The sequence below is a fragment of the Sphingopyxis sp. JAI128 genome, assembly GCF_014207235.1.
GTDB lineage: Bacteria > Pseudomonadota > Alphaproteobacteria > Sphingomonadales > Sphingomonadaceae > Sphingopyxis.
This window is the reverse complement of the sequence record NZ_JACHDA010000002.1, coordinates 654,377-678,356: the sequence shown is the minus strand read 5'-3', so window position 1 is coordinate 678,356 and position 23,980 is coordinate 654,377. Positions and strand designations below refer to the sequence as shown.

22 protein-coding genes and 1 pseudogene are annotated in these 23,980 nt (G+C 62.8%); 14 read left to right on the top strand and 9 right to left on the bottom strand.

Annotated features, from left to right (window positions below):
- The 8 genes from frr (at position 1) to fabZ (ending at position 8,206) form a co-directional block, all read left to right on the top strand.
- Entirely contained in the window at positions 1-555 is a 555-nt protein-coding gene (gene frr, locus HDC35_RS07205; RefSeq protein WP_184645080.1) for a ribosome recycling factor, read from the top strand.
- Between the two features lie 54 nt (positions 556-609).
- Positions 610-1,296, top strand: a complete 687-nt coding sequence (gene uppS / locus HDC35_RS07200) for a polyprenyl diphosphate synthase (protein WP_184645078.1) — start codon at positions 610-612, stop codon at positions 1,294-1,296.
- A gap of 3 nt (positions 1,297-1,299) precedes the next feature.
- Positions 1,300-1,977, top strand: coding sequence for a phosphatidate cytidylyltransferase (locus HDC35_RS07195; RefSeq protein WP_184645076.1), 678 nt, complete (start codon positions 1,300-1,302; stop codon positions 1,975-1,977).
- A 1-nt stretch (position 1,978) separates the two neighbouring features.
- The gene (locus HDC35_RS07190; protein WP_184645074.1) at positions 1,979-3,145 is read left to right on the top strand and encodes a 1-deoxy-D-xylulose-5-phosphate reductoisomerase; all 1,167 of its coding nucleotides are present in this window, start codon (positions 1,979-1,981) and stop codon (positions 3,143-3,145) included.
- Positions 3,138-4,268 (top strand): RIP metalloprotease RseP, encoded by a 1,131-nt coding sequence (gene rseP / locus HDC35_RS07185; protein WP_184645072.1) that lies wholly within the window; start codon positions 3,138-3,140, stop codon positions 4,266-4,268. Before HDC35_RS07190 ends, rseP begins: the two co-directional genes overlap by 8 nt.
- 73 nt (positions 4,269-4,341) lie before the next feature.
- The gene (gene bamA, locus HDC35_RS07180) at positions 4,342-7,035 is read left to right on the top strand and encodes an outer membrane protein assembly factor BamA (RefSeq protein ID WP_184645271.1); all 2,694 of its coding nucleotides are present in this window, start codon (positions 4,342-4,344) and stop codon (positions 7,033-7,035) included.
- Complete coding sequence (locus HDC35_RS07175) at positions 7,035-7,721, top strand: OmpH family outer membrane protein (RefSeq protein ID WP_184645070.1); 687 nt, start codon at positions 7,035-7,037, stop codon at positions 7,719-7,721. The genes bamA and HDC35_RS07175 overlap by 1 nt, the downstream gene beginning before the upstream one ends.
- A 5-nt stretch (positions 7,722-7,726) precedes the next feature.
- The gene (gene fabZ / locus HDC35_RS07170; RefSeq protein WP_184645068.1) at positions 7,727-8,206 is read left to right on the top strand and encodes a 3-hydroxyacyl-ACP dehydratase FabZ; all 480 of its coding nucleotides are present in this window, start codon (positions 7,727-7,729) and stop codon (positions 8,204-8,206) included.
- A 308-nt stretch (positions 8,207-8,514) separates the two neighbouring features.
- Here the strand turns inward: fabZ and purT are convergent, their stop codons facing one another.
- The gene (gene purT / locus HDC35_RS07165) at positions 8,515-9,696 is read right to left on the bottom strand and encodes a formate-dependent phosphoribosylglycinamide formyltransferase (RefSeq protein ID WP_184645066.1); all 1,182 of its coding nucleotides are present in this window, start codon (positions 9,694-9,696) and stop codon (positions 8,515-8,517) included.
- A gap of 110 nt (positions 9,697-9,806) precedes the next feature.
- Here purT and HDC35_RS07160 point away from each other — a divergent pair, with 110 nt between their 5' ends.
- From HDC35_RS07160 to ahpF, 4 genes are all read left to right on the top strand, one after another.
- Positions 9,807-10,340, top strand: coding sequence for a methylated-DNA--[protein]-cysteine S-methyltransferase (locus HDC35_RS07160; RefSeq protein WP_184645064.1), 534 nt, complete (start codon positions 9,807-9,809; stop codon positions 10,338-10,340).
- 41 nt (positions 10,341-10,381) lie between these two features.
- Positions 10,382-10,675 (top strand): hypothetical protein, encoded by a 294-nt coding sequence (locus HDC35_RS07155; RefSeq protein WP_184645062.1) that lies wholly within the window; start codon positions 10,382-10,384, stop codon positions 10,673-10,675.
- Positions 10,676-10,819: 144 nt separating this feature from the next.
- Positions 10,820-11,383, top strand: a complete 564-nt coding sequence (gene ahpC / locus HDC35_RS07150) for an alkyl hydroperoxide reductase subunit C (RefSeq protein ID WP_184645060.1) — start codon at positions 10,820-10,822, stop codon at positions 11,381-11,383.
- A 126-nt stretch (positions 11,384-11,509) separates the two neighbouring features.
- The gene (ahpF, locus tag HDC35_RS07145) at positions 11,510-13,066 is read left to right on the top strand and encodes an alkyl hydroperoxide reductase subunit F (RefSeq protein WP_184645269.1); all 1,557 of its coding nucleotides are present in this window, start codon (positions 11,510-11,512) and stop codon (positions 13,064-13,066) included.
- Between the two features lie 15 nt (positions 13,067-13,081).
- Here ahpF and HDC35_RS07140 read toward each other — a convergent pair whose 3' ends face one another.
- The 4 genes and pseudogenes from HDC35_RS07140 to HDC35_RS07130 form a co-directional block, all read right to left on the bottom strand.
- The gene (locus HDC35_RS07140; RefSeq protein ID WP_184645058.1) at positions 13,082-13,576 is read right to left on the bottom strand and encodes a GFA family protein; all 495 of its coding nucleotides are present in this window, start codon (positions 13,574-13,576) and stop codon (positions 13,082-13,084) included.
- A gap of 183 nt (positions 13,577-13,759) precedes the next feature.
- Positions 13,760-14,287, bottom strand: a pseudogene (locus tag HDC35_RS19600) (DDE-type integrase/transposase/recombinase); the annotation flags it as partial.
- A gap of 63 nt (positions 14,288-14,350) precedes the next feature.
- Positions 14,351-14,821 carry a DUF3237 domain-containing protein gene (locus HDC35_RS07135; protein WP_184645055.1) on the bottom strand — a complete coding sequence of 157 codons (471 nt, stop codon included), beginning with the start codon at positions 14,819-14,821 and terminating at the stop codon, positions 14,351-14,353.
- A 61-nt stretch (positions 14,822-14,882) separates the two neighbouring features.
- On the bottom strand, positions 14,883-17,066 hold the full coding sequence (locus tag HDC35_RS07130; protein WP_184645053.1) for a TonB-dependent receptor: 2,184 nt from the start codon (positions 17,064-17,066) through the stop codon (positions 14,883-14,885).
- Between the two features lie 146 nt (positions 17,067-17,212).
- Between HDC35_RS07130 and HDC35_RS07125 the strand changes: the two genes are divergently transcribed.
- Positions 17,213-18,583 (top strand): MFS transporter, encoded by a 1,371-nt coding sequence (locus HDC35_RS07125; RefSeq protein ID WP_184645051.1) that lies wholly within the window; start codon positions 17,213-17,215, stop codon positions 18,581-18,583.
- Between the two features lie 618 nt (positions 18,584-19,201).
- Here the strand turns inward: HDC35_RS07125 and HDC35_RS07120 are convergent.
- The 4 genes from HDC35_RS07120 to HDC35_RS07105 are packed head-to-tail and all read right to left on the bottom strand — an operon-like array spanning position 19,202 to position 22,339.
- Positions 19,202-19,987: an anti-sigma factor gene (locus HDC35_RS07120; RefSeq protein WP_184645049.1), complete on the bottom strand. Its 786-nt coding sequence runs from the start codon at positions 19,985-19,987 to the stop codon at positions 19,202-19,204.
- Positions 19,984-20,493, bottom strand: a complete 510-nt coding sequence (locus tag HDC35_RS07115) for an RNA polymerase sigma factor (RefSeq protein WP_184645047.1) — start codon at positions 20,491-20,493, stop codon at positions 19,984-19,986. Before HDC35_RS07115 ends, HDC35_RS07120 begins: the two co-directional genes overlap by 4 nt.
- 14 nt (positions 20,494-20,507) lie before the next feature.
- Positions 20,508-21,944 carry a YncE family protein gene (locus HDC35_RS07110; protein ID WP_184645044.1) on the bottom strand — a complete coding sequence of 479 codons (1,437 nt, stop codon included), beginning with the start codon at positions 21,942-21,944 and terminating at the stop codon, positions 20,508-20,510.
- A 14-nt stretch (positions 21,945-21,958) separates the two neighbouring features.
- Complete coding sequence (locus HDC35_RS07105; RefSeq protein ID WP_184645042.1) at positions 21,959-22,339, bottom strand: DUF305 domain-containing protein; 381 nt, start codon at positions 22,337-22,339, stop codon at positions 21,959-21,961.
- 249 nt (positions 22,340-22,588) lie between these two features.
- Here HDC35_RS07105 and HDC35_RS19825 point away from each other — a divergent pair, with 249 nt between their 5' ends.
- A complete protein-coding gene (locus HDC35_RS19825) occupies positions 22,589-23,767 on the top strand; it encodes a GAF domain-containing sensor histidine kinase (RefSeq protein ID WP_311770734.1) in 1,179 nt (392 codons plus the stop codon).
- The last annotated feature ends 213 nt before the right edge of the window (positions 23,768-23,980 follow it).

Sequence of the window (23,980 nt, the reverse complement as noted above, 5' to 3'; positions counted from 1 at the left end):
ATGGCGAAATATGACAAGGCCGACCTCGAACGTCGCATGCACGGCGCGGTCGAATCGCTGAAGAGCGACCTCGCGGGTCTGCGCACCGGCCGCGCGCACACCGCTTTGCTCGATCCGGTGACGGTCGAGGTTTACGGCAGCCACATGCCGCTCAATCAGGTCGCCTCGGTCAGCGCCCCCGAACCGCGCATGCTGTCGGTGCAGGTGTGGGACAAGACGAACGTGGGCCCGGTCGACAAGGCGATCCGTTCGGCGGGGCTCGGCCTCAACCCGATCGTAGACGGCCAGATGCTGCGCCTTCCGATTCCCGAAATGACGCAGGAGCGCCGCAAGGAATTGTCGAAACTCGCCGGTCAATATGCCGAAAAGGCGCGCGTCGCGGTCCGCAACGTCCGCCGCGACGGCATGGACAATCTGAAAACCGACGAGAATAAAAAGGAAATCAGCGAAGACGAGCGCAAGCGCCATGAAGGCGAGGTGCAAAAGCTGACCGACGCAACGATCGCCGAGATCGACGCCGCCGCCGCCGCGAAGGAAAAGGAAATCCTGGGCTAGTGCCGCTTAGCGATCTGATTTTTCCTGAAGAGTTCCGTATGACGGGCCCGGTCGATGGCTGACGCTCATCACGGCGCACGTCATGTCGCCATCATCATGGATGGCAATGGCCGCTGGGCGAAAAAACGCATGCTGCCCCGCGTCGCGGGACACCGCGCAGGCGTGGAAGCCGTGCGGACCATCGTGCGCGCCGCGGGCGACCTCGGCATCGAGGCGATGACGCTTTACGCTTTCAGTTCCGAAAATTGGAAACGGCCCGAGGAAGAGGTCAGCGACCTGATGTCGCTGATGAAGCGTTTCATTCTCTCCGACCTCGACGAATTCGCCGCCAATGATGTGAAGCTGAAAGTCATCGGCAATTGGCGCGCGCTGGCGCCCGATGTCGTCGCGCTGATCGACAAGGCGCTCGAACGCACCGCGGGGAACAAGCGCACGACGCTGGCGGTTGCATTGAATTATGGCGCGCAGGATGAACTGGTCCGCGCCGCGACCGCGGCGGCGGCGGCGGGAGCGATTACGCCGGAGGCGATCGAGGCGAACCTCGACACCGCCGACATGCCGCCGCTCGACCTGCTCATCCGCACCTCGGGCGAGGTGCGGCTGTCGAATTTTCTGCTGTGGCAATCGGCCTATGCCGAACTTTATTTCACCGATATTTTATGGCCGGATTTCAAACCGGCCGATCTGAAAGCGGCGCTCGACCATTTCGCGCGGCGCGACCGCCGTTACGGGGGACTTTAAAACATGGTGGCAGCGGTGAAATCGGATTTCTGGGTGCGGGCCGGGTCGGCGATCATATTGTTCGCGATTGCGGGCGCCGCGCTGTGGTTTGGCGGCATCGCCTTCGGCCTGCTGCTGCTCGTCGGCGGCGCGCTGGTGCTGGTCGAATGGTTTCAGCTGGTAAAGGCGATGACGATCGGCGGCGGCGCCCGGACGGGCCTCAACATCCTTGGCCCCATCCTCATTCTGGGTTCGATGGCGGGACTATGGTTCGTTCGCGATCATCTGGGGGTGACGGGGGCATTCTGGGTGTTCGGGATGGTGTGGGCGACCGATATCGGCGCCTATTTTGCGGGGCGCGCCTTTGGCGGCGCGCGGCTTGCGCCCGCCATCAGTCCGTCGAAAACCTGGTCGGGACTGTTTGGCGGCATGGTCGCCGCGTTGATCGCCAGCGCGACGATCGGCGACCGTGCGGGTATTGTCGGGGTGCCGCTGTGGATCGGCCTGTTCATGGGCCTTCTCGCCCAGCTCGGCGATCTGGCGCAGAGCTGGATGAAGCGGCGCGCGGCGGTCAAGGATTCGGGCAAGCTGATCCCCGGCCACGGCGGGTTGTTCGACCGCGTCGACGGGCTGCTGCCGGTGGCGCTGCTGCTCGGCGCGCTCGCTTTTGCCGGACATATTGCGGTGCGGGCGGCCGGCTGAGATGGCGCATCGCCGCCTTTCGCTGTTCGGCGCCACCGGATCGGTCGGGCAATCGACCCTCGACCTCGTCCGCCGCGCTGGCGCTGACTGGCAGCTCAGCGTGCTCACGGCGAACAGCGATGTCGCCGAACTGGCGCGGCTGGCGCGCGAATTTCGTCCCGACATCGCGGTAATCGCCGACGAAGCCCGCCATGGCGAACTGCGCGACGCACTGGCGGATACCGGCATCGCGGTCGCGGCGGGCGCCGATGCGCTGGTCGAAGCGGCGGCGCGCCCCGCCGACCTGGTGATGGCGGCAATCGTCGGCTGCGCGGGTTTGGCGCCGACGATGGCGGCGCTGGAGGCAGGGCATGACGTCGCGCTCGCCAACAAGGAAGCGCTGGTGTCGGCCGGCGACCTGATGACCGCTGCGGCGCGCAAGTCGGGCGCGATGATCCTGCCCGTCGACAGCGAGCATAATGCGATCTTTCAATGCCTGGCCGGCGGGCGGATCGACCAGGTGCGCCGCATCATCCTGACCGCGAGCGGCGGGCCGTTCCGGACAATGGCCGCCGCCGACATGGCGCGGGTCACGCCGGCGCAGGCGGTCGCGCATCCCACCTGGTCGATGGGGGCAAAGATCAGCGTCGATTCGGCGACGATGATGAACAAGGGCCTCGAACTGATCGAGGCGCATCATCTGTTCCCTGTCGGGCTCGACCGCATCGAAATTCTGGTCCACCCGCAATCGGTGATCCACAGCCTGGTCGAATATATTGATTGCTCGACCCTCGCGCAGCTGGGCTCGCCCGACATGCGTATTCCCATCGCCTCGGCGCTCGCCTGGCCGCAGCGGATGGCGACGCCCTGTACGCCGCTTGACCTCGCCAGCATCGCGCGGCTCGATTTCGAGGTGCCCGACGAGGCGCGCTTCCCCGCGACCGCGCTCTGCCGTGCCGCGATCGCCGAGGGCGGCGCGCGCCCTGCACAGCTCAACGCCGCGAACGAAGTCGCGGTCGCCGCTTTCCTGGCTGGTCGCATTTCCTTTACGGCGATCGTCGATACCGTTCGCCGCGTGATCGACGCCGATGCACCGGCGGCGCCGGCGTCGCTTCAGGACATATTCAGCGTCGATGCGGCATCGCGTGCGGCTGCGCAAAGCTTTGTGGACCAATATGAACATGCCTGACATTCCGCTTTGGCTCTATCCCGTCGCATTCCTCGCGGTGCTCGGCCCGCTCGTGTTCGTGCACGAATATGGCCATTATATCGTCGGGCGCTGGTGCGGGGTGAAGGCGGACACCTTTTCGATCGGTTTCGGCCGCAGGATTCTCGGCTGGACCGACAAGCGCGGGACCGAATGGAAGATCGGCTGGCTGCCGCTTGGCGGCTATGTCCAGTTCGCGGGCGACCGCGACGCGGTCAGCCAGCCCGACGCCGACTGGCAGCAACTGCCCGCCGAACAGCGGTCGCATACTTTTCCGGCGCAGCCGGTGTGGAAGCGCGCCTTGATCGTCCTCGCGGGGCCGATGACCAACTTCCTGTTCGCGATTGCCATCTTTGCGGCCCTGTTCATGACATATGGCATTCCCCAGACCCCGCCGGTGATCGCCGCGGTCCAGCCGCATAGCGCGGCGCAGGAAGCGGGGCTCCGCGTTGGCGATCGCATCGTGTCGATCAATGGGCGGTCGATGGACATTTTCGAGGATATTCCGATGGCGGTTGCCACCGATCTTGGCAAGCCGGCGGCTCTCGCGATCGAGCGTGGCGGCGAACGTCTCGATATCACGCTGCGGCCGCGGATGATCACAGAAACCGACGGGTTCGGTAACAAGGTCGAAAGGGCAGTCATCGGTGTCCGTTCGGGCGCACCGGTCTATACCGCCGTAGGGCCTTTAATGGCGCTTCAAAGCGGCGCGGCGCAAACATGGGCACTCGTGCGACTGACCGGCGATATATTGGGTCAGTTCGTTACCGGCCAGCGTTCGGTCAAGGAAATGGGCGGACCCATCCGGATTGCAAAGCAGTCCGGCGAGATGGCGACGCTCGGCATTTCGACGCTGATCTTCTTCACCGCCTTCATTTCCATCAATCTGGGGTTCATCAACCTCTTGCCATTGCCAATGCTCGATGGCGGTCATCTGGTCTTCTACGCCTATGAGGCGATCCGGCGGCGCCCCGCGCCCCCCGAAGCGCAGGAATGGGCGTTCCGATTCGGTTTTGCGGCGATCGTCACGCTGATGCTGGTCGTGACTTTCAACGATTTGGGCTCAATTGGCGTGTGGGACGGGATCGCCCGCTTGATTGGCTAGCGAGTCTGGGGCAGGGAGTGGCGCGCGAACCCGCGGTCAGGCGGGTTTGTCGCTTTTGAGTTATTTTTTCGGGATGAACAGCGTGGCTTCACACAAATTCTCGGCGCGGACCCAGCTGTCGGCCTTCCTCATGGCAGGTACGATGCTCAGCGCGCCGGTGATGGCGCAGCAGGTTGTGCCGCCGACGGTCCCGGCTCCCGCGCCCGAAGCCGCGCCGACGGCAGCGACCATCCAGTCGATCACTGTCGTCGGCAACCAGCGGCTCGAGGCACAGACGATCCTTTCGTACCTGCGCCTGCGCGTCGGTCAGACCTACGACCGCGCCACGCTTGACCAGGCGCTCAAGGATCTGGCCTCGACCGAGCTGTTCAAGGATTTCCAGATCACCGACAATGCGGGCGCGCTGCAAATCCAGGTCACCGAAAATCCGGTGATCAACCGCGTCATCCTCGAAGGTAACAAGCGCCTGAAGGAAGACAAGATCCGGCCCGAGATTAAACTTGCCCCGCGCCAGATATTCACCCGTTCGAAAGTTCGCGCGGACGTCGCGCGCATCATCGAGCTGTACAAGCGGCAAGGCCGCTTCGCCGCGACGGTCGAGCCGAAAATGGTTTCGCTCGATCAGAATCGCGTCGATGTCGTCTTCGAAATCAACGAAGGGCCGAAGTCGAAGGTCCGCCAGATCAACATCATCGGCAACGAGAAGTTCAGCGACGGCGATCTCAAGGACGAGATGGCGACCAAGGAATCGGGACTGCTGACGATCCTGTCGTCGAACACCAGCTATGACCCCGACCGCCTGGCCTATGACCAGCAGAAGCTGCGCCTGTTCTACCTGCAGAACGGCTATGCCGATTTCCGCGTGATCTCGGCGGTCGCCGAGCTTACCAGCAACAAGCAGGATTTCATCATCACCTATGTCGTCGAGGAAGGCGAACGCTACAAGTTCGGCGACGTCGACGTGAAGAGCGAGCTGCGCGACTTCCAGCCCGAGATGCTGAAGAAGTTGCTGCCGATGAAGACCGGCGACTGGTACGATGCAAAGCTGGTCGAGGACACGGTCGAGAGCCTCAGCGAGACCGCGGGCCTGTTCGGCTATGCGTTCGCCGACATCAATCCCGAATTCCGCCGCGACGCCGACACGCGGACGATGCAGATCACCTTCAACGTCGGCGAAAGCCCGCGGACCTATGTCGAGCGCATCGACGTCAACGGCAATACGCTGACCCACGACAAGGTGGTGCGCCGCGAGTTTCGCCTGAACGAAGGTGATGCCTTCAACAGCTTTGGCATCAAGCGCACCGAAAACCGCCTGAACAGCCTCGGTTACTTCCAGGAGAATCTGGAAATCGAGCGCAAGGAGGGGAGCGCGCCCGACCGCATCGTCCTCGAAACCAATGTCGAGGAAAAGCCGACCGGCGAGCTGTCGCTGTCGGCCGGCTTCTCGTCGATCGAGAATTTCCTGCTCCAGGCGTCGATCCGCCAGCGCAACTTCCGCGGCCTCGGCCAGCAGCTCCAGGCATCGGTCAATTATTCGAGCTATTCGAAATCGATCGAACTCGGCTTTACCGAACCCTATCTGTTCGACCGCAACATCTCGGTCGGCGGCAGCGTCTATCGCCGCGACCTCAATTCGTTCAACTTCATAAACAATGATCGCCGCACGACCTTCCAGCAGGTCACGACCGGCTTCCAGCTCAACGCGGGCGTGCCGCTGACCGAGTTCATGTCCTTCTTCGCGCGTTACAGCCTGAATTACGACGATGTGACGCTCGACCGCGACCTTTATTATTTCGGCGGCCAGTGCGACCCCTTCGTCGCGGGCCGCTATCTTTGCGACGCGATCGGCACGCGGACCACGTCGCTGGTGGGCTATACGCTTGCCTATGACGACCGCGACAACCGCCTGCGCCCGACCCGTGGCCAGTCGCTGTCGCTCAGCCAGGATTTTGCGGGCCTTGGCGGCAGCGTCAAATATGTCCGCACCCGGCTCAACGCGTCGAAGCACTTCAACCTCGGCAGCCGCTTCATCCTGAACCTGTCGGCCGAAGGCGGCTATATCTACCCGTTCGGGGGGCGCCCGACGCCGACCAGCGACAAGGTCCGCCTGACCGACCGCTTCTTCCTCGGCGAACCGCAGATGCGCGGCTTCGACATTCGCGGTGTCGGTCCACGTGTCATCCGCTACGGCGTCGACAACACCGACCCCACAAACCCCGTCGTCATTACCGATACCGATGGCAATCGCGGGCAGATCGACGATGCGCTCGGCGGCCGCGCCTATTATCTCGGCCGGATCGAGCTCGACATCCCGCTGGGCACCGGCGCCAAGGAATTGGGGCTGCGGCCGTCGATCTTCCTCGATATCGGGTCGGTATTCAGCGTGAAGCGCCCGACGCTGACCACGCTCGCCAACTTCCTCGATCCCTCCGACGGGCTTACCAAGAATCTGTGCCGCAATGCGGCCACGGGCAGCGTCAATTTTGCCCGGCAAGGGTTGGTCGATCACGATAACAATCCCGACACACCGGCAATTCCGGGCGGCGCGTATAATTCGTGCGAAGCGTTCGAGGGGACGACGTCGAATCTGCCGCCGTTCGAGGAGCGCTTCTTCGGCGATACCTGGCTTCCGCGCGTTTCGATCGGCGCCGGGGTCAACTGGAACTCTCCGTTCGGTCCCTTCCGGATCGACTTCGCTTACGCCCTTCGCAAAGAAGAGGGCGATGATACCAAACGCTTCTCATTCAATGTAGGAACCCAATTCTGATGAAGAAAATATTTGTCGCCTCGGCTCTCGCCGTTGCTGCCGTGTCGGTTTCGCCCATGTTCGCCGCCCCGGCGGCGGCCCAATCGACGAAGGGCTCGGCGGTCGCCGACCTCGAGGCCGCGGTCGCCCAGTCGAACGCCTACAAGACGGCGCTGACCCAGATCGGCACCACCTACAAGGCGCAGATCGACCAGGTCGAAACGCGCAGCCAGACGCTGGAAGCCGAACTGAACGTTCTGCGCGCAAAGGCCAATGAGGAAGCAAAGAAGACGCCGCGCAACCAGGCGGCGGTCGATGCCGCGATCAAGGCGTTCCAGGACAAATCGACGGCGGCGCAGCGCGAACTCAGCCAGCTGTCGCAGCCTTACGACCTCGCGCGGACCTATGCGATCGACCAGATCAGCGTTCGTCTCGACGAAGCCGTCAAGGCCGGCATGACCAAGCGCAAGGTCGACCTGCTGCTCAGCTATAATCCGCAGATCGTTCTGGCGGCCGAAAAGAATGTCGACATCACCGACGCGATCGTCGCCGAACTGAACACGCTTGTGCCGAACGTCCAGATCGTTCCGCCCGCCGGCTATCAGCCCGGCCAGCTGATGCAGCAGAAGAATCAGGCTGCGGCCAATGCGGCACGCGCCGCGGCGCCGGCGACTCCGGCCGCCGGCACCGCGCCGACCACGCGCTAAGCGCCATGACGGACGGGGAAAAGGGGGCAGGGGCGCTGGGCCCGGTGGACATCCGCCGGATCCTGACGCTGCTGCCGCATCGTTATCCGATGCTGCTCGTCGATCGGGTGGAATCGATGGTGAAGGACACCTCGATCCACGCGGTCAAGGCGGTGACGATGAACGAGCCCTTTTTCCAAGGGCATTTCCCCGGCCGGCCGATCATGCCCGGCGTGCTTATCGTCGAGGCGCTGGCGCAGGCCGGCGGCATTCTTGCGATCGAATCGCTGGGTCTCGGCGGGTCGGGCAAGCTCGTTTATTTCATGGGTATCGACGGGGTGAAGTTCCGGAAGCCCGTCGAACCGGGCGTCCTGCTCGACCTGCACGTCACCATCCTTCAGGCAAAGCGGAATATCTGCAAGTTCGAGGGCAGGGCGATGCTGGACGGCCAGCTCGCGACCGAATGCCAGTTCACCGCGATGATCGCCGATCCGCCGAGCGATTAAGCGACACGTCTCCGCTTCGTCATCCCGGACTTGATCCGGGTGTGGTTTCACATTTGAAGTGCAACATGCCGCAATCGCCTGCCTGCTAGCGGGCGGCGGCGGTGTCGGGGGAGTCGCAGACGGCGCGTAGCGCAGCGGGACCGACGCGAAGCAGTGGTGGAGAGGCGCGACGGTTGCGTCAATGCCGCCGTCAGTGCTTCGCGCTGCCACCTCCCCATGGTTTCGCCACAGGGAGGATCTATGCCCGCTTCCGGTCGATACTTGCCCTGCGACCGCTTCCGGTCGAAACCTGCCAACCCGCCGTCTGCTCATTCCGGATATCGGATCGCCAGCCTGTCCGCCGCCGCGACGGCTGCCGCCCGCGCGTCGTCGGTGGTGCCGCCCGCGACCTTTGCCAGTGCCACCCCCATGCGGCGATACGGCCGCGTGACGGGTTTGCCGAAGAGGCGCGCGTCAATGGAGGTTTCGGCGTTCGGCGGCGTCAGGGCCTGGGCGAGGCCGGTGATCGCGAAATCACTTGCGTCGCGGTCGGCGAGCAGCACGGCGCTGGCGCTGGGTTGCGGCACGTCGATGAGCGGAATCGGCAATCCCAGAATCGCGCGCGCGTGCAGGTCGAATTCGGACAGGTCCTGCGAGATCAGCGTGACCATGCCGGTGTCGTGCGGACGCGGCGACAGTTCGGAGAAGATCACCTCGTCGCCCTTCACGAAAAATTCGACGCCGAAGATGCCGTGACCGCCGAGCGCATCGACGACCTTTGTCGCCATATCCTGAGCACTTGCCAGCGCCGCGTCCGACATTGCGGCGGGCTGCCAGCTTTCGCGATAGTCGCCGCGTGCCTGCCGGTGGCCGACGGGCGGGCAAAAGCTGACGCCATCCTTGTGTCGGACGGTGAGCAGGGTGATTTCATAGTCGAAGTCGATGAAGGCCTCGGCGATCACGCGCAGCCGGTCGCCGCGCATGCCGGCGGCGGCATAATCCCACGCGGCGTCGATGCCCGCGGCGTCCTTCACGGTACTCTGGCCCTTGCCCGACGATGACATCACGGGTTTGACGACCAGCGGGAGGCCGATGCGTGCCGCAGCGGCGGCCAGTTCCTCGCGGCTCGTGGCATATTCGAAGGTCGAGGTCTTGAGACTCAGTTCGCTCGCCGCGAGGTCGCGGATCGCATCGCGGTTCATCGTGAGCTGGGCGGCGCGTGCCGAGGGGACGATGTGGAATCCTTCGGCCTCGAGTTCGGCCAGTACCTCGGTCCGGATCGCTTCGATCTCGGGCACGACATGGTCGGGGCGGTGCTTTTCGACCGTGGCGCGCAGCGCATCGCCGTCGAGCATCGAAAAGACTTCGCAGTCGTCGGCGACCTGCATCGCGGGCGCACCGGCATAGCTGTCGCAAGCGATCACATGCGCGCCGAGGCGTTTCACCGAAATAACGAACTCGCGGCCAAGCTCGCCCGAGCCGAGAAGGAGGATTTTTGCGGTCGGGGTCATGACAAACTTTCCATCGAGGTTGGGCGCAAGATTCGGGACGACCCGCTCGGTCCGCCTTGCCATATGAAGTTCGTCGCCAAAGTGCGACAGCAAATGACAGGATTTCAGGCATGACCCACCATTGCAAAACCATCTGGTCGCCGGTCGGCGAGTTGACGCTGGTCGCCGACGCGGCCGGGTTGGCCGCGATATTGTGGGAGGACGACCCGCCGGGCCGCGTGCCGCTGGGGCCGCTGGTCCCTGCGACCGGCCATCCGCTGCTGTGCGAAACCGCACGCCAGCTTGGCGAATATTTTGCCGGCGCGCGGACGATGTTCGACCTGCCACTGTCTTTTGCGGGAAGCGATTTTCAGCGGCGCGTGTGGCGCGCGCTGCTCACCATCCCCTTCGGCGAGACGCGGAGCTACGGCGAAATTGCACGCCAGCTCGGCAATCCCGCGGGATCGCGCGCGGTTGGTGCCGCCAATGGCCGCAATCCCATATCGATCATCGCGCCGTGCCACCGCGTCGTCGGATCGACGGGCAAGCTTACCGGGTTTGCAGGCGGGCTGGACGCGAAGGAATTTCTGCTCGACCTGGAACGGCAGGCTTTGCGGGGCCGCAGCGCGCCGGATACAATGCTTCGCACCGCGACGCATATGTGATAGCCTTCGTCCAACGCTGCGTAACAACCATGAGGTTGATTATGACGGACGATTGGCGAGTGGATGACCTGGCGCTGTGCATCAGCCGGCACGAGCGCTACCCGCCCGAAGTGCGTCCGGGCGCAGTTTTCACGGTGCGCACGGTGTGGACCGACATGCCCGACCTTGTTGGCGGAACGTCGGGCACCGCGTTGAAATTTCGCGATGTCCCCGACCTGGGCCCGCGCGCCGCCTATTGCGCGCGCCGTTTCCGCAAGATTACGCCGGGCGCGCCCGACGATTTCGACAGCGAAGTGATCGATTTGCTCATGGGAGCAAAGGATATCTGCCGCTGATCGCGGTTTTGCGCGATATTGGTCCTTTAATCGATTGAGACGATAAGTGTGCCCGGAAAATTGGGGTTGAGTGCGTGCGTCCGTCCTTATAGCTGGCCCCTGCAAACATTTTTGCAGTGCAGCAAACAAAGGAAACACTCTCCCATGGGTATCATTGGAAGCTCGATCAAACCGTTCAACGCCACTTCGTACCACCAGGGCAAGTTCGTCCCCGTGACCGACGCCGACACCAAGGGCAAGTGGGCGGTTTTCTTCTTTTATCCGGCCGACTTCACCTTCGTCTGCCCGACCGAACTCGAAGATCTGGCCGACCAGTATGAAACGCTGAAGGGCCTGGGCGTCGAAGTCTATGCCGTGTCGACCGATACGCATTTCAGCCACAAGGCATGGCACGACAGCTCGCCGGCGATCGGCAAGATCAACTATCATATGCTGGGCGACCAGAACCACGTCCTCGCCAACAATTTCGGCGTGCTGCGCGAAGATTCGGGCCTTGCCGACCGCGCGACCTTCGTCGTCGATCCTGACGGCGTGATCCAGGTGATGGAAATCACCTGCGAGGGCGTCGGCCGCAACGCCGAGGAACTGGTCCGCAAGATCAAGGCTGCGGTCTATGTCCGCGCCAACCCCGGTCAGGTGTGCCCGGCGAAGTGGGAAGAGGGCGCCGAAACGCTCGCTCCCTCGATCGAGCTCGTCGGCAAGATCTAAGCCGGCCATTTGTGAGGACCGGGCGGGCAGCGCTCGCCCGGTCTTCGCTCCCCTGAAAATATAAGATTCTGACGTCGCTCGCTGCGGCGAATCCTTGCCCCTGTCCGAAAGGCTCTCCCCATGCCGATGCTCGACGCCAACACGACCGCCCAGCTCAAATCCTATCTCGGCAACCTCCGCCGCCCGATCGAGCTCGTCGCGAGCCTCGACGCCTCGCCCAAGTCGGACGAGATGCGCGCGCTGGTCGAAGAGGTTGCAGCACAGTCGGATCTTGTCACCGCGCGCTTCGACGGCGACGATGCGCGCCGGCCGTCCTTCGCGATCCGCGGCGATGAAGGCCGTGCCCAAGCGGCGTTCGCGGGCCTGCCGATGGGACATGAATTCACCTCGCTGATCCTCGCGCTGCTCCACGTCGGCGGCCATCCGCCCAAGGAAGAGGCCGAACTGCTCGACGCGGTGTGCGCACTCGAGGGCGATTTCACCTTCGAAACCTTCTTTTCGCTGTCGTGCCAGAATTGCCCCGACGTCGTGCAGGCGCTCAACATCATGGCGGCGCTCAACCCCAATATCCGCCACACCGCGATCGACGGCGCGCTGTTCCAGGACGAGGTCGAGCGACGGCAGGTGATGGCGGTGCCCGCAGTGTTCCTGAACGGCGAACCCTTCGGGCAGGGCCGCATGGACCTCGCGCAGATCGTCGCGAAGCTCGACACCGGCGCGGTCGCCCGCGCGGCCGAGAAGATCGCCGCAAAGGAGCCGTTCGACGTGCTCGTCGTCGGCGGGGGGCCCGGCGGGGCGGCGGCGGCGATCTATGCCGCGCGCAAGGGTATCCGCACCGGCATCGTCGCCGAACGCTTCGGTGGGCAAGTGCTCGACACGCTGGGGATCGAGAATTTCGTCTCCGTCCAGCACACCGAGGGACCGAAACTCGCCGCGCAGCTCGAAGCGCATGTGAAGGATTATGACGTCGACGTCATGAACGTGCAGGAAGCGGCCGAGTTGATCCCGGGCGGCGCGAACGGCCTGCACGAAGTGAAGCTGAAGAGCGGCGCGAGCGTCAAGGGCAAGACGGTAATCCTGTCGACCGGCGCGCGCTGGCGCCAGATGGGCGTCCCCGGCGAGGCCGAATATCGCAACAAGGGTGTCGCTTACTGTCCGCACTGCGACGGCCCCTTGTTCAAGGGCAAGCGCGTCGCGGTGATCGGCGGCGGCAATTCGGGGGTCGAGGCGGCGATCGACCTCGCGGGGCTCGTCGCGCATGTGACGCTGATCGAGTTCGACGCGCAGCTTCGTGCCGACGCGGTACTCCAGACCAAGCTCAAGAGCCTGCCCAACGTCACGGTCATCACGTCGGCGCTCACCACCGAGGTGCTCGGCAATGGCGAGAAGGTCGTCGGCCTGCGCTATCGCGACCGCAACAAGGATGCGGAGCATCTCGTCGAGTTGGAGGGCATCTTCGTCCAGATCGGCCTGATTCCGAACACCGAATGGCTGGGCGATGCGGTGGCGCTCAGCGATCGCGGCGAGATCGAGGTCGACGCGCGCGGCGCGACGAGCCAGCCGGGCATTTTCGCCGCGGGCGATGTGACGACGGTGCCGTACAAGCAGATCGTCATCGCGATGGGCGAAGGCTCAAAGGCGTCGCTCTCGGCCTTCGATCACCTGATCCGGTCGGGCCTTTGACGCGCCGCGCGATCTTCAGCTCTCCGGCCATGTCTCCGTGTCATGGTCGGGATGCTGGTGGTTGCTTGCCTTGATCGCACCGACATAAGCGGCCATCGTTTCCTCGGTCGTGCCCTCGGCCTCGATCGGCAAATCCTCGAACAGTGATAGCTGGCCTTCAAGGCCGAACTGCACGCGCGGCGGGAACTGCGCCGGGTCGTCGAACGAGCCGGTGGTCAGGTTGATATGCTTGCTCTCGTGATAATCATAGGCGAGCGGGGTCCCGCAGTCGCGGCAATAGCCGCGCGCGGCCTTGTCCGAACTGGCGAACCACGCGGGCGTGCCGCGCGTCCAGGCGATCGCGTCGCGCGGGACGCCGATCAACGCGATGAAGAAATTGCCCGCCGCCTTCTGGCACATGCGGCAATGGCAGATATGCGACGTGTCGAGCACCGCGGTGACATGATAACGCACCGCGCCGCACTGGCAGCCGCCCGATGCCTCGACGTCAATGCGCGTAGGGCTGTTCATCCTGCATCATTCCCACTCAATTCAGGTCTCTTGTAACATAATGAAATTGAATAGGAAAATTTCATTCCATCCGAAATGGCCGACAGCGAGGCCGGAAGATTTCTACGCTCATGAAATCATAGAATATTTTGGTTGCTTTTCCTTATTTCGCCTTCGACCGCAATCGGTATCAATCGAAAATTTCTAGCTGTTTAGTCCCGGTATGCGATGGTGTGGCTCCATATCGAAGATATCTGGTTTGGATTTCCAGAGCTCGTCGATGGCGTCATAAGGGCGTCCTGAAGCGCAGTGCCTTCGACTGCTTGGCGAAGTTGCAAGCGACCAACCCGTCACCGACATGGCGGCGCAGTTCGTTGATCGATGTGTAATGGAAGGATTTGACGGTGGCGTCCTTGATGGTTGCACCGTCCGTTCGGCCTGGCCGTTGGTCCATGGGTCACAGGGTTTTGGTGAGCCGATGCTCGATGCCGTGCTGCTCGCGAAGATACGGCCCATCCATCCCAGCGCGCCACCCTGGTCGCGCTAACGAACTGCACGCCGTTGTCGGTCAGGATGGTGTGATCTTGTAGGGAACCGTCTTGATCGACACGCGCAGGAAGGCTGCCGCGGCGAGCTTGGTCGCCCGTCGATAGATGTGGGCGAACACCAGCTTCGAGGTGCGGTCTACCGCGACAAGAGGAAGCCTTTGCCGCCTTCGTATCGAGCGACTGCCGACTGTCTTGCCATGCCCTTTGTATCTCGGCGCTGATAGCTCGGCGTGTAAAATGCCCGCAGCTAAAGCAATTCAAACACGTCGTAGCGGACGGCGCCGCCGATGCTGGCGCCAAGACCAACGGCGACGATGTCGTTTAGCCACAGGTAACGCTCGTCGCCGGTTTCAAACATCGGGGTTGTGCGAAAATAGACTTCGGCTTTTTCCTCAGGAGTCCGGGGGCCGCCGTTGCGAGCATGTTTATGCGCCGCTGAAAGCGGACGCAGCACCCCGCGGTAGGAGACATATATCAGCGCGCCATCATTTGTTTCCATCGTGATGCGCGCGTCGAGCCGTAGCGTGTCACTGTCGTCGATCGTTGCCCAGTCGCCGCCGCTGGGCATAATCCGGCCATGTAGTCGTTCGCCCTCGACTTCGCCGCCCGTCAACGCGGCGATCATCCGGCGCCCGAAATGTGCCTTGCCGATCATCTGCTGCGGTTCGGTGAAGGTCGCCGTGTAGGAACAGAGATAGCTGAAATGGGGGGATTCCATAGGTCATCCTTCCAAAAAGGTGGAGAGCGCGACAACGTGAAGCAGCTGCCGCGCCCGCACGTCAGATCTTGAACGCCACGGTCACGCCATAGGTGCGCGGCGGCGCATAGGGCGTGAGGATCTGACGAAAGGCACCGAAATAGGTGACATAGGTTGGTGTAAGCTCGTCGGTCAGATTCTTGCCCCACAGCGACAATTCCCAACGATCGTTGGGGCCCGACAGCGAAAGGCGCGCGTCCAGGTTTTCGTGGCTCGGCCAGAGCTGCTGCGGAATGTTCGACGCCTCGAAATAGGCATCGTCGACCCAGCTGTAATCCACGCGAAGCTTCGCCGACAGCTCGCCGATCGGTGTTTCAAACTGTCCACCGATGTTGAACTTGTTCTTCGGGGAGCGGGGCACGCGGTTGCCCGTATAGTTCAGACCCGGAATCGAATATTCGGTGAATTTCGCCTCGAGATAGGCATAACTGCCGTCTATCTGGAAGCCATCGAACGGCCGCGCAACGGCTTCGATCTCGATGCCCTTGATCCGCGCCTTTGCGGCATTGCTGACGACGACACAGCACAGCGGGATGAGCTGCGAGACTTGGAGGTCCGAATAGTCGGTCCGGAATGCGGCGACATTGAGCCGCAGGCGGCGATCAAGCCAGTCGGTTTTCGCGCCAACCTCATAGCCCCAGGCGAATTCGGGGTCATAGGGTGTCGAAGCGCCCGACGCGGTACCCGACAACCCCTGAAATCCGCCGCTCTTGTAACCGCGCGCGACCGAGGCATAGAGGAGCACGTCGTCGGTTGCCTTCCAGTTGAGCGCAAAGCGCGGTGTGAAGGCCTTCCAGCTCTTTTTTCCAGTGACGTCGTAGCCGCCGATTGACCCCAGTGGTGGGGGCAGGCCTGGGCCGCTGTCTGCCTTGAACCCGGCGAAGCGACCGCTTTTGCGTTCCCACGTCATGCGCGCGCCTACGGTCGCGGTCAACGACGGCACAATCTCGAAATCGACCTGACCGAAAACTGCGACGCTGCGCGCATTCACCGACTGCGGATAGATACCGGTGCCCGATCCGGCCGGGGTCGGGAAATCCTGAATTTGCCCTTCAACGCGGTCGTTGTTCTCCTTAAGGAAATAGGCGCCGGTCTGCCCTTTCAGACGTCCGTCCCAAGCGTCGAATGCAAACCGCAGTTCCTGACTGAACTGGCTGTTATCTTCTTCGCCGAAACTCGTCGATTCGATTTGTGCCGGCGGATTGATTGGATTGCTGAAGAAGGGGGTAACGAAATTGAACTTTACTTTACGCAGCGCGGTTAGCGAAGTCAGCGTCCCGGAAGGCAGTTCCAGATTGACTTCGGCCGAATAGGTCTGGATCGTGCGTTTTACTTCGCCGTCGATATAGGCGTTGACCACGCGGGGGTCGGGGTTGATGCCGACGCAGTGAATGCCGCCGTTAAAGCTGGTGTCGCAATCATTGTGGCGCGGATTACCCCGCTGATCCTGATGCGCGATGTCGGCACGCAATATGATGTCCAGTGTATCGGTGGGCACGAAGCGTAGCGCAATGCGGCCTGTGGTCAGATTGAGGTCGTTGACGTCATTGCCCGTCGTTTCATTATATTCGAACCCGTCACGCTGCTTGTGCGACAAGCCTGCCGACAGATAGATATTGTCGGTCAGCGCCATATTGCCGCGCGCGGAGACCCCCAAGCGATTGTAGTTTCCGTAGGTAGCGTCAAAAAAGAAACTTGTATCGTCAGTTGGCTTGCGACTGATGAACTGGACGAGACCGCCGATCGCATTCTTGCCGAATAACGTCCCCTGCGGCCCGCGCAGCACCTCGACGCGTTCGAGGTCCAGCGCATCAAGGTCCGGGGTACCGCCTCGGCCCGCATAAACTCCGTCGATAAAGACCACTACGGACGGATCGCCGCCGGCGTTCTGGCTGATGCCCGGCGGGCTACCGATACCGCGCATCGAGAAATTGGTGTTAACCGGGTCGACCGCGCTGACCGCAAGGCCGGGGGTGCGGATCGCGATATCCTGCACCGTCTCGATGCTGTTGTCGCGAAGCTGTTCGGCGCCGAACGCGGTGACCGAGATCGGGACGTCTTGAAGCCTCTGCTCTTGCCGCTGCGCGGTGACAATAATGTCTCCGCTCGTGGGGGCGGCGTCTTGTGCCGCAGCTGTCGCGGGCATGATGGCGGCGGCCGCGCTGGCCATGAACAGGGCGGACTGCTTCCTGCCGAAATTTGTCATATCGCGTCTCCCAACACGTTGTTTTGTGGTTTGCACCGATCATGCTTGACCCGGCCACGAAATTACTTAGTATCCTAAGTAGTTGATTTAATATATCAGGCCGACTTGCTATGCAAGAGCGGGCTGCTTTCGGGAGAGCGGGAGCGATGGTGGAAGAGGGCGCGCGTGGCGGGCTGAACGTCAATGCGGATGCGGGGGCTCCGAAATGGCCGCGTCCCATTTATCGCTGGTACGTCGTTGCGGTCCTGTTGGTCGCGTATACATTGTCCTTCGTCGACCGGATGATCCTCAGCCTGCTGGTCGCGCCGATCCGTGCCGCACTCGACATTTCGGATACGCAGGTCAGCCTGCTGATCGGGCTCGCCTTTGCACTTTTCTATACGTTGCTTGGGCTCCCAATCGCTTGGATTGCCGACCGCTGGAACCGGCGGAACCTCATCGTCGTCGGAGTGGCGCTATGGAGCGTGATGACTGCCGGTTGCGGCTTTGCCGGAAGTTATGCGACGCTGTTCCTTGCGCGCATGGGGGTCGGCGTTGGGGAGGCCGCGCTTTCGCCTGCTGCCTATTCGATGCTGAGCGACACTTTCCCGCGCGACCGGCTCGCACGCGCGATGGCGGTCTATTCCATCGGTGTACCACTTGGTTCGGGCGTGGCGTTGGTCCTGGGCTCGTTCGTCGTGCAGGCGGTCCTCGCGGCGCCGATGGTTGATATGCCGCTCATCGGTCCGGTCGAGGCGTGGCGCACGATTTTCATCTGGGTAGCGGCTCCGGGGCTGCTCGTATGCCTGCTGCTGCTGACGATACGCGAGCCGCTTCGACAGGGTCTTCAAGGGACGTCGGCGAGCGGAGATGCTGTTTCGGCACCGGGCTTTCTGGCGCATTTGGTGAACCAGCGAGCCGCGCTCGGGTCGTTGTTCGCGGCGATGTCGCTGATCGGGCTTGTTATGTACGGCGTCATTGCGTGGGTGCCGACTTTCTTCGCCCGGACCTATGGGATGGACGTGTCGCAGGCCGGCCTGTGGTTCGGCGTCATCATGGCGACGGGCGGCGCCGCGGGCCTGGTGGCCGGCGGAACGCTGGCCGACCGACAGTTCGCCAAAGGGGTTGCCGATGCACATCTGCGGGTGATGCGGTTGTCGATCCTGCTCGGCGGTCCACCGTTACTCGCGGCGGCATTAATGCCCAGCGCGACTCTTGCCTTCACAATGCTCGCAATCGCCTTTCCCATGCTAACGATGCATGGAGTCGGAACGGTAGCGCTTCAGTTCATAACGCCGAACGAGTACCGCGCCCGCGTCACCGCGCTTTATTTTTTCGTCGTCAATCTTGTCGGGCTTGGCTTCGGCCCGATGATGATGGCTCTGCTCACTGATCATATGTTCGGCGACGATAGCGCCCTACGCTATTCGATCGCCATCGTGACGGCGATCGCGCTGCCCCTTGCGGGGATCATCCTGACCTTCGGCTTCTCAGCCTTTGCCCGCGAGTTGGCAAAATCGGGCGACCCAAATTCCTGAATCGCTTTGCTGGCGTTATCACAAAATCGGGCGAGCAGTGGAGACGCGGATGACCGCTGGCCTGCTGATTGCCTGTCCGCCTTCGCAGATCCCTTACGGAAAGTAATGTTGAACTGCTCCATCACCGCGATCGTGTCGCGCATCACCTGGTCGTCGGTTGTCGCGGGAGAACCGGATTGTCGCATGGCGGGGTATCGAAGCTCATTCCTTCATGGACACCCTTCGACGGGTCTGATCTCGGCATGACCTCGAATGGGGTGCACATCGGCGGAGGATCGTCGCCCGCATATTTTGCCGCGCGAGCGTGAACATGCATGTCGATGATCGGCTCTCGCGCCTCTTGCGCCAAGGCTGGGCCTGCCATCAGCGCAGTCATGATGAGTAGTCGGCGCATTGGCCCTCCCTTCGCTACGGACTCCACAAACATCTGCAGCAGATGAAGCACGCTTTATGGTCGATTGTCTAACCTGGCACAGGCGGAACAAGGCGTTGGCTCGCGCAAGGTCCGCTAACAGCGTCAACTTCGCTCAACCGGACTGCCAGCCTTCGGCCAATCTCGATCAGCGGTCCGAAGACGGATCTGCCGATCGGGATGGGGGGCTTTATTCCGGCACGTCGTCAAGCGGTGTCGAACTGCGCGCGCGCCGCATCGGCGATCGGATGCAGCACCGCTTCGTCGAGCGGTCCGACGAGGCTGTAGCCGAGTCCATCCTTCGCCCAACTTACCAATGCCAGATCGCCTCTGTTCTCCAGCCGCATCGGGGCTTCCTTGTCGATCTTCATGTTACGCGACAGCAGCGCGAGGCGCGTGCCTTCACCATTGTCGAAAATGTAGAGGACAGCGGGCCCGTGTGGAGTAGGCACCAAGCGTCCGCCAATGAACTCAAAACCAGACGCCGAGAGGTCGGGAATCGACACCGGCCGTTGCAGGCGGTTCGAGGCCCATTTGACCAGCTGTGGTGCGTCGGCGGCGGGGATTTCGACGGGACGGCCCAAGTCACCGGCATAAACGGCATAGCTGTCGCTCGCTTCGCTGGCGAGCGCAGCAATTCCCGCTCGCGGCGGATATTGTGCGTCCCGCAGACCCCAGCCGCCGGCGCCGCCCGCAATCAACAGCAATATGGCGGCGGCGACGTGCCAAGGTCCGCTGCGCCGGTCGTACGAGGACCTATTCCGACGCTCCCACTGACGCAGCACGTTCAGCTCGGCGGGTACGGGTTCCTCGACAATAGGCTGTAACGCGGCGCGCAGCGTGTCGCGCACACGGATATCCGCAGCGACGCGCTCGGCGACGCCCGGATGCGCTGCGAGCCAGGCTTCGACTTCGGTGTGGCGCCGCGCATCGAGCGCATTGTCGATAAAAGCCTGCAAATCATCCTCGGTGATCGGACGAGCGGCGGTCATTTCACTCTCCTCAGATGCGGGATGGCCGCCTCGCGGCCGGCAAGATCCTCGCGCAGCCGGGTTCGCGCGCGCGATAGCCGCGACATCACGGTCCCGATCGGCACGTCAAGCGCCTTGGCCGTGTCGGCGTAGCTCAGATCCTCGACCCCGACGAGAAGTAGCACGGCACGCTGGTCGTGGGGCAGACGCCCTAGCGCCTCCAGCATGTCCTGATGATGGAGGGCCGCTTCCTGGTCGGCAGCTTGCGCCATCGCAACGGGGCTCGCCCCCTCGATCGGGAGGTGATGGCCGCGCCGGGCATCCTGCCGCAGCCGGTTCATCGCGAGATTGTGGAGGATCGTAAACAGCCAGCTGCGCGCATCGCCATCGCCGCGCCGCTGGTGCCATCGTCCCACCGCGCGCTCCAGACTATCCTGCACCAGATCGTCGGCCGCGGCATGGTCCCGCAGCAGCGCGCGGGCATAGCGCCGCAGCCGGGGAATCACTGGCTCGATCAGGAGCATCATGTCGTCGGGACCGGTCAGGGTTGCTGGACCTGAATGATCGGCCCCGGTGTCTCGGTCCTGCCTTCGCGGATGGCGAGCCAGCGGCGCGAAGCCGGAACCTGGTTCTGCACGACCTGGCGTATCGGGCCCGTCGCGTTGACAATCGCGGCGCCCGCCGGATTGGCTATGAAGTCCGCGATCGGTTCGGCGTCGCCGCTGCCATCGGGATTTTGAACAAGAACGAGCTGATAGGGGCGCTTGGGCGTCAGACCCGTCACCGCGGCCTGCAGGATCTGGATCAGGCCCTGGTCGAAAAGCGTAACGCTCGTCTGGGTTTTTCCGCCGGTGCCGAGCGACAGGCGGACGGTCTGCGAGGCGGTGCCGAGGGGCACGAGATTATGGGTTCCCCCACCGTCGGGCACCGCGCCGGCGACATATCCGATCGCCTGCGGTGCCTGTCCGATCGGAATCGTTCCGATTACGCTGTGGGTTGCTGTATCGATCACGGCCAGCGCATCGTCATTCTCCAGCCCGACATATAGGCGCCGTCCGTCGCCCGACGGCCAGACGCCGTGCGGCAGCCGACCGACGGGGATCGAAGCCACTTTCCGGAAATTGTCGGTGCGGTAAACTTGTACTTCGTTCAGCCCGCCTACGGTTACATAGGCAAACAGACCTTGGCTAGTACGCGCAAAATTGACGTGATTGGTGATCGGTCCGCTATCGATGAGGCGGATCTGTGCGAAGGGCGGCTTCGCATCGATGATGACGGTCTTGCCGATATCCTTGAGCGTGTACCACACCTGCCGTCCGTCGGGCGTGGCGGCGATATTCGGGCAGAAGGGACTGGGCTGCGCGACACTGGCGATTTTTGTATGGCTGGCGACGTCGAACACGACCAGTTCGGGATTGAAGGAGGAACAGACGTAACCGTATTTTCCGTCGGGCGAGAAGATTGTCATCCCGGGTCCCCCCGGTGTCTGCAGCCGCTGCTTTTCCTGATAGGTTATGGGGTCGAGTACCGCGATATAGTCTTCGCCGCGGACTGTCACCCACACTTCCTTGCCGTCAGGAGTGAAAAACGCCTCATGCGGGCTGCGTCCGACGTAGGTCGTGTGCTTGACGCTGTTCGTGGCGGTGTCGATGAAGGTCACCGAATTCGACCCGATGGAGACGACCGCAAGCGTCTTGCCGTCGGGCGAGAAACCGAGACCGTGGACGAGGAGCTGTCCCTTGTAGAGCGGACTGAAATTGGCGGGCTGCGTATCTCCGAGACGAATGACCCCGAGCAATTTGCCGTCGACCGGATCGCTGACGGAGACGGTGTTCGAAAATTGCTCGGCGGCATAAACGCGGTCGCGATGGCTCGCAGGCGCTTCGCGTCCCCAGGGCGCCTGACCCGGGGACTGGGCGCTGGCGGGCGAGGCGAGGAGGGCGATGCCGGCGATGCCGGAGAGAAGCAGCGGGCGCATTATTTCAATGGTCCTTATGGTCGGGAAGCGGGCTGGAGCGGTGCTGGCTGGGTCGGCGCGGGCGCGGATGGCGGCAGCGGGTCACCGATCGCCAGCCGCATCGCGGCAATTTCCTGCTGCTGCTCGATGATGATTTCCTGGGCGATACGCTTGAGCTGCGAGTCGGTGCCATATTGGATTTGCGCCACGGCCATGTCGATCGCACCCTGATGGTGCGGTATCATCATCGCGACGAAATCCCGGTCGGCGTCGCCCGTCGAGGGAACGTGCATATCGGCCATCATTCGGTCCATCGCCAGGTCCATTGCGCGAGCGAAATCCGATTGCGGGACCGCCGCGTGCGCGGCAGCGCCGAGCAGCGCAGCAGCGGTCAGGGATATCCTTCGTCCTGTCATCTTATCCTCGTTTCGGTGGAACGAGAGTTAGACAGCGGTGGGTGCTGTATTATTCCCCGATCCGGAAAAGATTTCCGGACAGCGCGTTTTCGTGCCTGCGCAGCGAAGGCATTGAAGTCTCGGAGTGGTGCACATCGACGGCTCTTGTTGCTTGGGCGGCGGACTGTGCGACCCCATGATCGATGTGATGGCAATCGCCATTCGGTTCGCTAGAGTGTCTGTTCAGCTCTCACGCCAGGAACCAATGACATCGACGCCGATCACGCTCCCGAAGCCGTTGCCGCTATCGAACTTATCCCGACAATCCTGGACACGGTGTGCCGCCTGACCGGAATGGGTTTTGCCGCGGTCGCATGCGTGTCCGACACGCGTTGGATCGCTTGCAGTGTAAAGGACGAGATCGCCTTCGGACTGGCGCCGGGCAGTGAGCTAGAACTCGAAAGCACCATCTGCCACGAGATTCGTCAGAGCCAGCAAGCGGTGGTCATTTCCGACGCTGCGGCAGATCCCCATTATAGCGGACATCACACGCCAGCCCGCTACGGCTTTCGAAGCTATATCTCCTTCCCCATCCTCCTTCCCGGCGGGCGCTTTTTCGGGACGCTGTGCGCGATCGACCCCGAGCCGCGCGATCTTGAGCGCGCCGAAGTGCAGAATGCCTTTCGTATGTTCGCCGATCTCATCGGTTTCCATCTCGACGCGAGCGATATGTTGCAGACGGCGCGCGCCGACCTCGGGCGCGAGCGCGAGACCGGCATTCAGCGCGAACAGTTCATCGCTGTTCTCGGGCACGACTTGCGCAATCCGATTGCTGCCCTCGATGCCGGGGTATCGATACTTCGAAGAGGACAGTCGCCGGAACGCGCTGAATTCGTCTTGGGGGCGATGCAGGCGACGATCGACCGGATGAACATGATGGTCGGCAGCATCCTCGATTTTGCGCGCGGGCGATTGGTCGGCGATATGCCGCTTCGGCTCGAGCCCGTCGCCGTCGGAAAGTTGGTCGCTCAAATTGCCGCCGAACTCATGGTCGCCCATCCGGAACGGGCGATCGATCTCGACTGCCGGGTGTCGTTGCCGCTGCTGTGTGATGCGCAAAGGATCGGACAGCTGACGTCGAACCTTCTGAGCAATGCCCTGACGCATGGCACGAGCGATCAACCCATTTCAGTCGTGTGCGAAGACGACGCGGACGAATTCCGGCTATCGGTTTCGAACCGCGGTGCCGAAATACCGCCGGACGTTCGCGAGAGGCTGTTTCTGCCCTTTGAACAAGGGGGGAGCCATGCCTCGGCCGGGGGCCTTGGCCTCGGTCTGTACATCGCCTCGACGATCGCAGCCGCGCACGGCGGCTGCATCGATGTTGCATCGTCGCCCGATCAAACCTGTTTCACCTTCCGGATGACCATTGGGAATGCAGCGAACTGAGCGTCAGGAAATCCCCGGGAAAAGCGATCGTCTGCCTTTCACCATGGCCGCTTTGGAAGCTGCCCGGCGGTTCGCGGCCATCTACGAAGATAGGTCCAGAAAGCAGGTCGCATTGCGCAGGCACGCAAAATTCGCGACGCAGCAAAGGGCCACAGTGGCTCCAGAAGCCCGCATGCCGATGTGGGGCGGGCCGGACGATTTGCGCGGCGGGTA

Excerpts from the sequence above, each read along its gene's own strand:
- frr (WP_184645080.1), top strand. The coding sequence starts at position 1 with ATGGCGAAATATGACAAGGCCGACCTCGAACGTCGCATGCACGGCGCG.
- HDC35_RS07130 (WP_184645053.1), bottom strand. The coding sequence starts at position 17,066 with ATGACAAATTTCGGCAGGAAGCAGTCCGCCCTGTTCATGGCCAGCGCG.
- HDC35_RS07125 (WP_184645051.1), top strand. The coding sequence starts at position 17,213 with ATGGTGGAAGAGGGCGCGCGTGGCGGGCTGAACGTCAATGCGGATGCG.
- ahpF (WP_184645269.1), top strand. The coding sequence starts at position 11,510 with ATGCTCGACGCCAACACGACCGCCCAGCTCAAATCCTATCTCGGCAAC.
- ahpC (WP_184645060.1), top strand. The coding sequence starts at position 10,820 with ATGGGTATCATTGGAAGCTCGATCAAACCGTTCAACGCCACTTCGTAC.
- HDC35_RS07140 (WP_184645058.1), bottom strand. The coding sequence starts at position 13,576 with ATGAACAGCCCTACGCGCATTGACGTCGAGGCATCGGGCGGCTGCCAG.
- HDC35_RS07115 (WP_184645047.1), bottom strand. The coding sequence starts at position 20,493 with ATGATGCTCCTGATCGAGCCAGTGATTCCCCGGCTGCGGCGCTATGCC.
- HDC35_RS07135 (WP_184645055.1), bottom strand. The coding sequence starts at position 14,821 with ATGGAATCCCCCCATTTCAGCTATCTCTGTTCCTACACGGCGACCTTC.
- HDC35_RS07120 (WP_184645049.1), bottom strand. The coding sequence starts at position 19,987 with ATGACCGCCGCTCGTCCGATCACCGAGGATGATTTGCAGGCTTTTATC.
- rseP (WP_184645072.1), top strand. The coding sequence starts at position 3,138 with ATGCCTGACATTCCGCTTTGGCTCTATCCCGTCGCATTCCTCGCGGTG.
- bamA (WP_184645271.1), top strand. The coding sequence starts at position 4,342 with ATGAACAGCGTGGCTTCACACAAATTCTCGGCGCGGACCCAGCTGTCG.
- HDC35_RS07110 (WP_184645044.1), bottom strand. The coding sequence starts at position 21,944 with ATGCGCCCGCTGCTTCTCTCCGGCATCGCCGGCATCGCCCTCCTCGCC.
- HDC35_RS07105 (WP_184645042.1), bottom strand. The coding sequence starts at position 22,339 with ATGACAGGACGAAGGATATCCCTGACCGCTGCTGCGCTGCTCGGCGCT.
- HDC35_RS07195 (WP_184645076.1), top strand. The coding sequence starts at position 1,300 with ATGGTGGCAGCGGTGAAATCGGATTTCTGGGTGCGGGCCGGGTCGGCG.
- purT (WP_184645066.1), bottom strand. The coding sequence starts at position 9,696 with ATGACCCCGACCGCAAAAATCCTCCTTCTCGGCTCGGGCGAGCTTGGC.
- HDC35_RS07155 (WP_184645062.1), top strand. The coding sequence starts at position 10,382 with ATGACGGACGATTGGCGAGTGGATGACCTGGCGCTGTGCATCAGCCGG.
- HDC35_RS07160 (WP_184645064.1), top strand. The coding sequence starts at position 9,807 with ATGACCCACCATTGCAAAACCATCTGGTCGCCGGTCGGCGAGTTGACG.
- HDC35_RS07190 (WP_184645074.1), top strand. The coding sequence starts at position 1,979 with ATGGCGCATCGCCGCCTTTCGCTGTTCGGCGCCACCGGATCGGTCGGG.
- fabZ (WP_184645068.1), top strand. The coding sequence starts at position 7,727 with ATGACGGACGGGGAAAAGGGGGCAGGGGCGCTGGGCCCGGTGGACATC.
- uppS (WP_184645078.1), top strand. The coding sequence starts at position 610 with ATGGCTGACGCTCATCACGGCGCACGTCATGTCGCCATCATCATGGAT.
- HDC35_RS07175 (WP_184645070.1), top strand. The coding sequence starts at position 7,035 with ATGAAGAAAATATTTGTCGCCTCGGCTCTCGCCGTTGCTGCCGTGTCG.